10 protein-coding genes are annotated in these 12,305 nt (G+C 61.9%); 3 read left to right on the top strand and 7 right to left on the bottom strand.

Annotation, left to right across the window (positions count from 1 at the left end; genetic code table 11):
- The first annotated feature begins 120 nt into the window (after nt 1-120).
- The gene (locus tag CCOS864_RS01625) at nt 121-1,098 is read left to right on the top strand and encodes an NADPH:quinone oxidoreductase family protein (RefSeq protein ID WP_115084777.1); all 978 of its coding nucleotides are present in this window, start codon (nt 121-123) and stop codon (nt 1,096-1,098) included.
- Between the two features lie 17 nt (nt 1,099-1,115).
- On the opposite strand, the gene CCOS864_RS01620 is transcribed toward CCOS864_RS01625, so the two are convergent.
- From CCOS864_RS01620 to trxA, 5 genes are all read right to left on the bottom strand, one after another.
- Entirely contained in the window at nt 1,116-1,757 is a 642-nt protein-coding gene (locus CCOS864_RS01620; protein WP_115084776.1) for a gamma-glutamylcyclotransferase, read from the bottom strand.
- A gap of 276 nt (nt 1,758-2,033) precedes the next feature.
- Nucleotides 2,034-3,002, bottom strand: a complete 969-nt coding sequence (locus CCOS864_RS01615; protein WP_115084775.1) for a CDP-6-deoxy-delta-3,4-glucoseen reductase — start codon at nt 3,000-3,002, stop codon at nt 2,034-2,036.
- Nucleotides 3,003-4,469 (bottom strand): 4-hydroxy-3-polyprenylbenzoate decarboxylase, encoded by a 1,467-nt coding sequence (ubiD, locus tag CCOS864_RS01610; RefSeq protein ID WP_115084774.1) that lies wholly within the window; start codon nt 4,467-4,469, stop codon nt 3,003-3,005. It abuts the gene before it with no gap.
- Nucleotides 4,470-4,598: 129 nt separating this feature from the next.
- Complete coding sequence (gene rho, locus CCOS864_RS01605) at nt 4,599-5,858, bottom strand: transcription termination factor Rho (protein WP_028942380.1); 1,260 nt, start codon at nt 5,856-5,858, stop codon at nt 4,599-4,601.
- 229 nt (nt 5,859-6,087) lie between these two features.
- On the bottom strand, nt 6,088-6,417 hold the full coding sequence (gene trxA / locus CCOS864_RS01600; RefSeq protein WP_045201042.1) for a thioredoxin TrxA: 330 nt from the start codon (nt 6,415-6,417) through the stop codon (nt 6,088-6,090).
- Between the two features lie 241 nt (nt 6,418-6,658).
- On the opposite strand from trxA, the gene ppx reads away from it, so the two are divergent.
- A complete protein-coding gene (gene ppx / locus CCOS864_RS01595) occupies nt 6,659-8,161 on the top strand; it encodes an exopolyphosphatase (protein ID WP_115084999.1) in 1,503 nt (500 codons plus the stop codon).
- Here the strand turns inward: ppx and ppk1 are convergent.
- Nucleotides 8,148-10,394 (bottom strand): polyphosphate kinase 1, encoded by a 2,247-nt coding sequence (gene ppk1, locus CCOS864_RS01590; RefSeq protein WP_115084773.1) that lies wholly within the window; start codon nt 10,392-10,394, stop codon nt 8,148-8,150. The two genes, ppx and ppk1, sit on opposite strands and share 14 nt — an antisense overlap.
- 19 nt (nt 10,395-10,413) lie before the next feature.
- Nucleotides 10,414-11,424 (bottom strand): porphobilinogen synthase, encoded by a 1,011-nt coding sequence (gene hemB / locus CCOS864_RS01585; RefSeq protein WP_115084772.1) that lies wholly within the window; start codon nt 11,422-11,424, stop codon nt 10,414-10,416.
- A gap of 207 nt (nt 11,425-11,631) precedes the next feature.
- Here hemB and CCOS864_RS01580 point away from each other — a divergent pair, with 207 nt between their 5' ends.
- A complete protein-coding gene (locus tag CCOS864_RS01580) occupies nt 11,632-12,276 on the top strand; it encodes a DedA family protein (protein WP_166675748.1) in 645 nt (214 codons plus the stop codon).
- Nucleotides 12,277-12,305: the final 29 nt, after the last annotated feature.

The following is a 12,305-nucleotide window of genomic DNA, read 5'->3' as shown; positions in this document are numbered from 1 at the left end:
AGCGCACCGGTCAAACCCAAGCCCGGGCTTATGCCGGCCTATCAGGGCGGGCCATGCTCGTTGACCCGGCACCTCGCCCACCTACACTTATCGGCCACTACGCGCAAAGGAATAGTCCCGATGAAAGCAGTGTTGTGCAAAGCCCTTGGCCCGGCGCAAAACCTGGTCCTGGAAGACGTCGCCAGCCCGGTGCCGAAGAAGAACGAGATCCTGCTGGACGTGCAGGCCGCCGGGGTCAACTTTCCCGACACCCTGATCATCGAAGGCAAGTACCAGTTCCAACCACCACTGCCATTCTCGCCGGGTGGCGAAGCCGCTGGCGTGGTCAGCGCCGTGGGCGAAAAGGCTGGCAACCTGAAGGTCGGCGACCGGGTCATGGCCCTGACCGGGTGGGGCAGTTTTGCCGAACAGGTGGCGGTGCCGGCCTATAACGTATTGCCGATTCCAGCGCAGATGGACTTCACCACCGCTGCGGCCTTCGGCATGACCTACGGCACCTCGATGCATGCGCTCAGCCAGCGCGGCCAGCTCAAGGCCGGGGAAACCCTGCTGGTGCTCGGTGCTTCCGGCGGTGTCGGCCTGGCGGCGGTGGAAATTGGCAAAGCCATGGGCGCGCGGGTGATTGCCGCAGCCAGCAGTCCCGAGAAGCTGGCCGTGGCCAAGGCTGCCGGTGCCGACGAGCTGATCAACTACAGCGAAGCCAGCCTCAAGGACGAGATCAAACGCCTGACCGGCGGCAATGGCGCCGATGTGATCTACGACCCGGTGGGTGGCGACCTGTTTGACCAGGCGGTGCGCGGTATCGCCTGGAATGGCCGGCTGCTGGTGGTCGGGTTTGCCAGCGGACGCATCCCCGAGCTGCCGGTGAACCTGGCGCTGCTCAAGGGTGCGGCGGTGCTCGGGGTGTTCTGGGGCGCCTTTGCCCAACGCCAGCCGGCTGACAACGCGGCGAACTTTCAGCAGCTGTTTGCCTGGTTTGCCGAGGGCAAGCTCAAGCCGCTGGTGTCGCAAACCTTCCCGCTGGCTGAAGCCGGTGCAGCCATCGAGATGCTTGGCCAGCGCAAGGCGGTAGGCAAGCTGGTAGTGACCATGGCCTAAACAGCTGAAGCCCGCTCCTACCTGGAATGACAACGCCGAAAGCGCGCCTCCAGATTGCGATCCGGCATGGCGTGGCTGCGCAGGGCATCGAGGGTCTGCTCGACATAGTCGCGGGTAGTGCCATAACGACCCTTGGCACTGGCAAAGATCTGACTGAGCAAGGTGTCCGGCAAATTGCCGGCGTAGCACGGCAAGTGGCGTTCGAGTACGAAGCCCAGGGCCTGGACCTTGCTGCCATCCTCAAGACGACAATTGAGCCAGTGCGGACGATAGGCCGGGTAAGGCATCTCCCGTTGCCACAAGGCCAGCAGCGATTCTTCCAGGCAGTCGTCCGGCAAGCGGTAGGCGAAACCGCTGCACGAACCACCGCGATCCAGGCCGAAGACCAGACCCGGGCATTCCGGCGTGCCGCGGTGCTCGTGGGACCACAGGTACAGACCACGATGATAACCATGCACCCGCGCCCGGCGCCTTTCGGCGGCATTGCACTCCGGGCGCCAGATCAACGAGCCGTAGGCAAACAACCACACCGGGCCGCCCTGATGCCGGGACATGGTGTGTTGAACTGAATGTACAAGTTGCTCGCGGGTTAATTGTTCCCCGAAATCAAGCAAAGGAGGATATGCCACATTCAAAGATGCAGTTTCGATCGCCGACATAGCTGCCGCCACACTTCCCCGTGAATTACCAAAGCACTGCACTATAAGCCAAAGCACTGCGCACCGAGTTACCGTACGGCAGATAAGCGCTGCAATACAAGCCCCCAGGCCACCGGAGACGGCAACAACGGCCGTGCAGGTGCGATAACAGGTGCACTGTTTCAAGTGTAGCGAAAGTTATTTTCGTTGTTGCCAATAATTATTGGCTTATCACCACGGGCAACGCCAACCGTTATTTAAGCCGGCACGCTGTTGCAGCGTGCCTTATTCCGTCATTCAATTGCGTGGGGCATAAGCGAATACATCGGCGCGCATTTGATGCGCATCCATGCCGGCTTCGACCAGGGCATCGAGCGTGGCATAGATCATGTTCGGCGAGCCGCTGGCATAGACATGCACACCGGCCAGGTCGCTGATGTCTTCACACACCGCCTGGTGCAGCAGGCCGCAGCGCCCTTCCCAACCACACAGATCGCTGACCACCTTGTGCAGGAACAGGTTGGGCAGGTGCTCCCATTCGGCCCAGTGCTCGATCTGGTAGAAGTCGTCCGGCAGGCGCACGCCCCAGTACAGGTGCACCGGGTGCTTGAAACCGCTGGCCCGGCAATGCTCGATCAGGCTGTGCATCTGCGCCATGCCGGTACCGGCGGCGATCAGCACCAGCGGGCCGTCGGGCAACTCCGCCAGGTGCGTGTCGCCAAACGGCATCTCGAGCCGTGCCATGCCATTGCGTTGCAACTGGGCGATCAGCTCAAGTGCGCTGTTCTCGCGGGCCAGCACATGCAGCTCAAGGTCGCGGCCACTGTGCGGTGCCGAGGCCAGCGAGAAGGCGGCCTTGTCGCCGCTGTCACGCTCGATCATCAGGTACTGCCCAGCATGGTAGCGCGGTGGCTTGCCGGCTGGCGCACGCAGGCGCACGCGCCAGACGTCGCCGCCGACTTCCACGCATTCGCTGAGCTGGCAGGCCAGGGTCCGTACCGGCAATTCGCCCAGGGCCAGCACGCCATCCCACAACAAGACACAGTCCTCCAGGGGCTCGGCGATGCAAGTGAACAGCTCGCCGTGATCACGCTCGACGCCATCCTGGCGCACCCGGCCTTCGACCAGCAGCGCGGCGCAGACATGGCAGTTACCGTTGCGACAGCTCTGCGGGCAGTCGTAGCCCAGGCGCCGCGCCGCATCCAGAATCCTTTCTCCGGGCTTGAGCGCCAACACGGCCCCGGACGGCTGCAAGGTTACCTGCATTTAGTCTATTCCCAACTGATGCCAAAGCTCATCGATCCGCCGAGTGACGGCTTCATCCTTGACGATGACCCGGCCCCACTCGCGGGTGGTTTCACCCGGCCACTTGTGGGTGGCATCCAGGCCCATTTTTGATCCCAGCCCGGACACCGGCGAAGCAAAGTCCAGGTAATCGATCGGGGTGTTGTCGATCATCACCGTATCGCGCTTGGGGTCCATCCGCGTGGTAATTGCCCAGATCACGTCGTTCCAGTCCCGCGCATTGATATCGTCGTCGGTGACGATAACGAACTTGGTGTACATGAACTGTCGCAAAAACGACCAGACACCCAGCATTACGCGCTTGGCGTGGCCCGGGTACTGCTTTTTCATGGTCACCACCGCCATGCGGTACGAGCAGCCCTCAGGCGGCAGGTAGAAGTCGGTGATCTCCGGGAACTGCTTCTGCAGGATCGGCACGAACACTTCGTTCAGCGCCACGCCGAGGATCGCCGGCTCATCTGGCGGACGGCCAGTGTAGGTGCTGTGGTAGATCGGCTTGGTGCGGTGGGTGATGCGCTCGACAGTGAACACCGGGAAGCTGTCGACTTCGTTGTAGTAACCGGTGTGGTCGCCGTACGGCCCTTCCGGAGCCATTTCGCCCGGATGGATCACGCCTTCGAGAATGATTTCGGCTGTCGCCGGCACCTGCAGGTCGCTGCCACGGCATTTGACCAGCTCGGTGCGGTTGCCGCGCAGCAGGCCGGCGAAGGCATATTCGGACAGGGTATCAGGCACCGGCGTCACAGCACCGAGAATGGTCGCCGGGTCGGCGCCCAGGGCCACGGCCACCGGGAAGGGTTGGCCGGGGTGCTTTTCGCACCATTCGCGATAGTCCAGGGCGCCGCCGCGATGGCTCAGCCAGCGCATGATGACCTTGTTGCGGCCGATTACCTGCTGGCGATAGATACCCAGGTTCTGGCGGTCCTTGTTCGGCCCGCGGGTAACGGTCAGGCCCCAGGTGATCAGCGGCGCAACGTCGCCCGGCCAGCAATGCTGCACAGGCAGCAGGCCCAGATCGACATCGTCGCCTTCGATGACTACTTCGTGGCACGGCGCATCCTTGACCACCTTCGGCGCCATTGCCACGACCTTTTTGAAGATCGGCAGCTTCGACCAGGCGTCCTTGAGGCCTTTCGGCGGCTCGGGCTCCTTGAGGAAGGCCAGCAGTTTGCCGATTTCGCGCAGCTCGCTGACCGACTCGGCACCCATGCCCATGGCTACCCGCTCCGGGGTACCGAACAGGTTGCCGAGCACCGGAATGTCGAAGCCGGTAGGTTTTTCGAACAGCAGGGCCGGGCCTTTGGCGCGCAGGGTGCGGTCGCAGACTTCGGTCATTTCCAGGACTGGAGAGATCGGCACCTGGATGCGCTTGAGTTCGCCGCGCTGTTCCAGGCCACGGATAAAGTCGCGCAAATCGCGATACTGCATGCAAAAGCCTCGTATTGGCTGCCGTAGCGGTCGGGCTGCAGAGTGTAGCGCCGAACTCGGCTGCTCAGAATAGCCAAAGTACAGATAGCAAAAAGCCGGGTCGCCCCGGCTCTTGCCCAGCGCAGCAGTTTACTTGCGCTTCATCGACAAGAAGAACTCGTCGTTGGTCTTGGTCTGCTTGAGTTTGTCGATCAGGAACTCGATAGCAGCAACTTCATCCATCGGGTGCAGCAGCTTGCGCAGGATCCACATGCGCTGCAGCTCGTCGTCGGCGGTCAGCAGCTCTTCGCGACGGGTACCCGAACGGTTGATGTTGATGGCCGGGAAGACACGCTTCTCGGCGATCTTGCGGTCCAGGGGCAGCTCCATGTTGCCGGTACCCTTGAACTCTTCGTAGATCACTTCGTCCATCTTCGAGCCGGTTTCGACCAGCGCGGTGGCGATGATGGTCAGCGAACCGCCTTCTTCGATGTTACGCGCGGCACCGAAGAAACGCTTCGGCTTCTCCAGGGCGTGGGCATCGACACCACCGGTGAGGACCTTGCCGGAGCTCGGGATCACGGTGTTGTAGGCACGGGCCAGACGGGTGATGGAGTCGAGCAGGATGACCACGTCTTTCTTGTGTTCAACCAGGCGCTTGGCCTTCTCGATGACCATTTCGGCAACCTGCACGTGGCGGGTTGGCGGCTCGTCGAAAGTCGAGGCAACCACTTCGCCGCGCACGGTGCGCTGCATTTCGGTCACTTCTTCCGGGCGCTCGTCGATCAGCAGGACGATCAGGTGGCACTCGGGATTGTTACGGGTGATGTTGGCCGCGATGTTCTGCAGCATGATGGTCTTGCCCGCTTTTGGCGGAGCGACGATCAGGCCGCGCTGGCCTTTGCCGATCGGGGCGCAGAGGTCGATAACCCGGCCGGTGAGGTCTTCGGTGGAACCGTTGCCGGCTTCCATCTTCAGGCGCTCGTTGGGGAACAGCGGCGTCAGGTTCTCGAACAGGATCTTGTTCTTCGCGTTTTCCGGCCGGTCGAAGTTGATGGTGTCGACTTTCAGCAGGGCGAAGTAACGCTCGCCTTCTTTTGGCGGGCGGATCTTGCCGACGATGGTGTCGCCGGTACGCAAGTTGAAACGGCGGATCTGGCTTGGCGACACGTAGATGTCGTCCGGGCCGGCCAGGTACGAGGCATCGGCCGAGCGCAGGAAGCCGAAGCCGTCCTGGAGAATCTCCAGCACGCCGTCACCGGAGATTTCCTCGCCGCTTTTCGCATGCTTTTTCAACAGGGAGAAAATCACATCTTGCTTGCGCGAACGGGCCATATTTTCTATGCCCATCTGTTCGGCCATTTCGAGCAGATCGGTAATCGGCTTTTGCTTGAGTTCAGTCAGGTTCATAAGGGGAGTGACGTAATCATGTAAGAAGGGGGAATTAAGCTTCTGGCTTAATGAAGCCGCGCCGCAAAGAAGGCGACAGGATCGCGTACTGATTCGAATTAGGGATGCGTCGGCGACGGCGTGCAGAGGGCACCGAAGAAACAGTGCGAGGCCGAATGTAACACCTGCTTTTTCTGGCGTCTAGTCACCAGATAAAGAAAAGCCCCGACGAATGCGGGGCTTTTTTCACTCAGATATTGGCGTCCAGGAAGGCTGCCAGCTGAGATTTCGACAGTGCACCGACCTTGGTGGCCTCGACGTTGCCGTTCTTGAACAGCATCAGCGTCGGGATGCCACGCACGCCGTGCTTGGCCGGGGTTTCCTGGTTGTCGTCGATGTTCAGCTTGGCGACGGTCAGTTTGCCCTGGTAGGTAGCGGCGATGTCGTCCAGAACCGGCGCGATCATTTTGCAAGGGCCGCACCATTCAGCCCAGTAGTCGACCAGCACCGGGCCTTCAGCCTTCAGAACTTCGGCTTCGAAGGTGGCGTCGGTGACGTGTTTGATAAGATCGCTGCTCATGGAAGTCTCCAAGGTCGTAAGCAAAAAAACGTGGCCCATCATAGCTGCACCCGCCGCCTACAGGAAGCCGGGAACGATTGAGTGTAACTATAGTTGTGCATGACCGCGCATATCGCTGCTGTCACGGGAAAGTCATATTTCCCGCACAACCTGCCCCATATCAAGCCTTGATACGCTGCGCGTTGGCGCCAGCGCCGGATCGTGGCAGGATTGCCGGGTTATCGACCGAGAACCCATGACCATGCCGCAAACCACAGCCAAGAATCTGTCCTTGATCGCTGCCATAGACCTGGGCTCCAACAGTTTCCACATGGTGGTCGCCAAGGCCCACCATAGCGAGATCCGCATCCTGGAGCGGCTCGGCGAAAAAGTTCAGCTGGCCGCCGGCATCAACGAAGAGCGCCAGCTCAGCGAAGAGTCCATGCAACGCGGCCTGGACTGCCTCAAGCGTTTTGCCCAACTGATCAACGGTCTGCCCGATGGCGCCGTACGCATCGTTGGCACCAACGCCCTGCGCGAGGCGCGCAACCGTGGCGAATTCATCCGCCGCGCCGAAGCCATCCTTGGCCACCCGGTGGAAGTCATCTCCGGTCGTGAAGAAGCCCGCCTGATTTACCTTGGCGTGTCCCATACCCTGGCCGACACCCCGGGCAAGCGCCTGGTCGCCGACATCGGCGGCGGCAGCACCGAATTCATCATCGGCCAGCGGTTCGAGCCGCTGCTGCGCGAAAGCCTGCAGATGGGCTGCGTCAGCTACACCCAGCGTTATTTCCGCGACGGCAAGATCACCCCGGCGCGCTACGCCCAGGCCTACACCGCCGCACGCCTGGAGCTGATGAGCATTGAAAACGCCCTGCACCGCCTGACCTGGGATGAAGCCATCGGCTCTTCGGGGACGATCCGCGCCATTGGCCTGGCGCTGAAATCCGGTGGCATGGGCAGCGGCGAGGTCAATGCCGAAGGCCTGGCCTGGCTCAAACGCAAGCTGTTCAAGCTGGGGGAAACCGACAAGATTGACTTCGACGGGGTCAAACCCGACCGCCGGGCGATATTCCCGGCAGGCCTGGCGATCCTGGAAGCGATTTTCGACGCCCTTGAGCTGCAACGCATGGATCACTGCGACGGCGCTCTGCGCGAAGGCGTGCTCTACGACCTGCTTGGCCGCCATCACCACGAAGACGTACGTGAGCGCACCCTGACCTCGCTGATGGAGCGTTACCACGTTGATCAGGGACAGGCGGCACGGGTCGAGCGCAAGGCCCTGCATGCCTTCGACCAGGTGGCCAAGGACTGGGACCTGGAAGACGGTATCTGGCGTGAACTGCTGGGCTGGGCGGCCAAGGTGCATGAAGTGGGCCTGGACATCGCCCACTACCATTACCACAAGCACGGCGCCTACCTGATCGAGCACTCCGACCTTTCCGGCTTCTCCCGGGAAGACCAACTGATGCTCGCGCTGCTGGTACGCGGCCACCGGCGCAACATTCCCAAGGACAAGTTCGCCGAGTTCGGCGACGACGCCGCCAAGCTGATCCGCCTGTGCGTGCTACTGCGCTTTGCGATCCTGTTCCACCACATCCGCGGCACCCAGCAGATGCCCACGGTGACCCTGCACGCCAAAGGCGACAGCCTGGACGTCGAGTTCCCTGTGGGCTGGCTGGATGAAAACCAGCTGACCCAGGCCGACTTCGGCCTGGAGGCCGAGTGGCTGGCCCGGGTCGGCTTCGTACTCAGCGTACGATAAGCACCGGGTTGCTCAGGCGCTCGAGCAGAGTGGCCTGGGCACTGCGCGGGTTCTGGTTGCCGGTTGGCGTGCTGCGTACGTAGCGGCCATCCGGTTGCAGGATCCAGGCGTGAGTGTTGTCGGTCAGGTACCCTTCCAGTTCCTTTTTCACCCGCAGGATCAGCTTCTTGCCCTCGACCGGGAAGCAGGTCTCGACGCGCTTGTCGAGGTTGCGCTCCATCCAGTCGGCGCTGGAGAGGAACATCTGCTCTTCGCCGCCATTGAGGAAGTAGAACACCCGCGTGTGTTCGAGGAAGCGGCCGATGATCGAGCGCACCTGAATGTTGTGCGATACCCCGGCAATGCCCGGGCGCAGGCAGCACATGCCACGCACCACCAGATCGATACGCACCCCTGACTGGCTGGCCTTGTACAGCGCGCGAATGATCTTCGGATCGGTCAGCGAGTTGAACTTGGCGATGATGTGCGCCGGCTTGCCGTCGAGGGCGAACTGGGTTTCGCGCGCGATCATGTCGAGCATGCCCTTTTTCAGGGTGAACGGCGCGTGCAGCAGCTTCTTCATGCGCAAGGTCTTGCCCATGCCGATCAGCTGGCTGAACAGCTTGCCGACGTCTTCGCAGAGGGCGTCATCGGAGGTCAGCAAGCTGTAGTCGGTGTACAGGCGGGCGTTGCCGGCGTGGTAGTTACCGGTACCCAGGTGCGCGTAGCGGACGATCTCGCCGGCTTCGCGGCGCAGGATCAGCATCATCTTGGCGTGGGTCTTGAAGCCGACCACGCCGTAGATCACCACCGCACCAGCAGCCTGCAGGCGGCTGGCCATCTGCAGGTTGGACTCTTCGTCGAAACGCGCACGCAATTCGATCACCGCAGTGACTTCCTTGCCGTTACGCGCGGCGTCGACCAGCGCGTCGACGATCTCCGAGTTGGCACCGCTGCGGTACAGGGTCTGGCGCACGGCGAGGACGTGCGGGTCCTTGGCCGCCTGGCGCAGCAGGTCGACCACCGGAGTGAACGACTCGAAGGGGTGCATCAGCAGGATGTCCTGCTTGCTGACCACGCTGAAAATGTTCTCGCTGTTCTGCAACAGCTTGGGGATCGCCGGGGTGAACGGCGTGTATTGCAGCTCCGGGTGGCTGTCCAGGCTGGTGATGCTGAACAGCCGGGTCAGGTTGACCGGGCCATTGACCTGATACAGCTCGCTCTCGCTCAGGCTGAACTGCTTGAGCAGGTAGTCGGAGAGGTGTTTGGGGCAGGTGTCGGCCACTTCCAGGCGCACGGCATCACCATAACGGCGCGAGAACAGCTCGCCGCGCAGGGCCCGGGCCAGGTCTTCGACATCCTCGGAGTCCAGCGCCAGGTCGGCGTTACGGGTCAGGCGGAACTGGTAGCAGCCCTTGACTTTCATGCCCTGGAACAGGTCATCGGCGTGAGCGTGGATCATCGACGACAGGAACACATAGTTGTCGCCAGCCCCCCCGACTTCCTCCGGCACCTTGATCACCCGCGGCAGCAAACGCGGCGCCGGGATGATCGCCAGGCCTGAATCACGACCGAAGGCATCGACGCCTTCAAGCTCGACGATGAAGTTCAGGCTCTTGTTCACCAGCAACGGGAACGGGTGGGTCGGGTCGAGGCCGATCGGGGTGATGATCGGTGCGATCTCGTCACGGAAGAAGCGCCGCACCCAGGTCTTGAGCTTGGTGTTCCAGTGCCGGCGGCGGATGAAGCGGATCTGGTGTTTTTCCAGCTCCGGCAGCAGCACGTCGTTGAGGATCGCGTACTGGCGATCGACTTCGCTGTGCACCAGCTCGCTGATCCGCGCCAGCGCCTGGTGCGGCTGCAAGCCGTCGGCGCCGGCCTGTTCACGGGCGAAGGTGATCTGTTTCTTCAGGCCCGCCACACGAATTTCGAAGAACTCATCCAGGTTGCTGGAGAAGATCAGCAAGAACTTCAGTCGCTCCAGCAATGGATAGGACTCATCCAGCGCCTGTTCCAGCACGCGGATGTTGAACTGCAGCTGGGACAATTCGCGATGAATGTACAGGCTGCTGTCGTCCAGGCCGGGAATGACGATGGCCGGCGCGGCCACCGGTGCCGGAGCTGGCGCCTCTACCGCAGGGGCTTCGAACGCAGGCTCGGCAACCGCAGGCGGTTCCGGCGGGGTCTCGACCATCTGCTCGGGCACAGGCTGGGCGTCTTTCACAGCGACGTCGGTAAGTACTTCGTTATTCATCTAGCGTTCCTGAAGGGCGTTACTGCCCTCTCATCAATTGAGCAGCGCGAACAGCGAAATAGGTGAGGATGCCATCGGCGCCCGCCCGTTTGAAAGCGGTGAGGGATTCAAGGATAACCCCTTCACTGAGCCAGCCGTTCTGAATCGCCGCCATGTGCATGGCGTACTCGCCGCTGACCTGGTACACGAAGGTCGGCACTTTGAATTCGTCTTTGACCCGGTGAAGAATATCCAGGTACGGCATGCCCGGTTTGACCATGACCATATCGGCACCTTCCGACAGGTCGGCGGCCACTTCGTGCAGGGCCTCGTTACTGTTGGCCGGGTCCATCTGGTAGGAGGCCTTGTTGGCCTTGCCCAGGTTCAGCGCCGAGCCGACCGCATCGCGGAACGGGCCGTAATAGGCGCTGGCGTACTTGGCCGAGTAGGCCATGATCCGTACGTTGACGTGACCGGCCAGCTCCAGGGCTTCACGGATGGCCTGGATGCGGCCGTCCATCATGTCCGATGGTGCGACCACCTGGGCACCGGCTTCGGCATGGGACAGCGCCTGGCGTACCAGGGCATCGACGGTGATGTCGTTCTGGACGTAGCCTTCTTCATCGAGAATGCCGTCCTGGCCGTGGGTGGTGAATGGGTCCAGGGCAACGTCGGTGATCACCCCCAGTTCCGGGAAGCGCTCACGCAGGGCACGAGTGGCACGCTGGGCAATACCGTCGGGATTCCAGGCTTCGGCGCCGTCGAGGGATTTCTTTTCCACCGGGGTTACCGGGAACAGCGCGAGGGCCGGAATGCCCAGTTTTACCCACTCTTGCGCAGCTTCCAGCAACAGGTCGATGGACAAACGCTCGACGCCCGGCATCGAGGCGACTTCTTCGCGGCGGTTTTCGCCATCGAGGACAAACACCGGGAGGATCAGGTCATCGACAGTCAGAACATTTTCGCGAACCAGACGACGGGTAAAGTCGTCACGACGGTTGCGACGCAGACGGGTGGCAGGAAACAAACGGTTAGCGGGGGTAAAGCTCACGGCAGACTCCTGAGCCCGCGCAGGCGGGCGAGCGCGACAGTTATAAGCGGCCATTATGACGCCTGTATGACAGCCAAGGGCAACCCTGCGACTTGAGGACGCAGTCATTGTCCTTGTAGGAAATGTTCACGTCGAGACACATTTGGACACTTTCCCCAAAGGCCACGAAGGGTTAGGCTGCGCGTTCATTTCGCCAGCACCCAGAAAATGCTCCAACAATTCCTGCAGGATTTCGGCTACTTTGCCCTTTTTCTCGGCACGTTTTTCGAAGGTGAGACCATCCTGGTTCTCGCAGGCTTCCTTGCGTTCCGCGGATACATGGATATCAACCTGGTGGTCGTAGTGGCCTTCTTCGGCAGCTACGCGGGCGACCAGCTGTGGTACTTCATGGGGCGCCGCCATGGGCGCAAACTGCTGGCGCGCAAACCGCGCTGGCAGATGATGGGCGACCGTGCGCTGGAGCACATTCGCCGTCATCCGGACATCTGGGTTCTGAGTTTCCGCTTCGTCTATGGCCTGCGCACGGTGATGCCGGTGGCCATCGGCCTGTCCGGCTACCCGCCGCGCCGCTACCTGCTGCTCAACGGCATTGGCGCAGCCATCTGGGCCCTGGCCCTGGGCGCCGCTGCCTATCACTTCGGCGCCATTCTCGAAGGCCTGCTGGGCAACGTGAAGAAATACGAGCTATGGGTGCTCGGCGGCCTGCTGGTGCTCGGCGGCTGCCTGTGGCTGCGCCGGCGATTCAAGGCTGCCCGCGTTGCGCGCAAGGAAGCGGCTGCCGTAGAGGCCGAACAGGCTGAGCAAGCTGTAGCCAAGCAGCAAGACCCAAGCCAGGGCGGTGACCGGCCATAAGCCGGTAGTCCCGGCCAGCAGCATGGCCG

Source organism: Pseudomonas wadenswilerensis (genome assembly GCF_900497695.1).
Classification (GTDB): domain Bacteria; phylum Pseudomonadota; class Gammaproteobacteria; order Pseudomonadales; family Pseudomonadaceae; genus Aquipseudomonas; species Aquipseudomonas wadenswilerensis.
The sequence above is the reverse complement of the archived record's forward strand: the minus strand, read 5'-3'. Positions and strand labels throughout refer to the sequence as shown.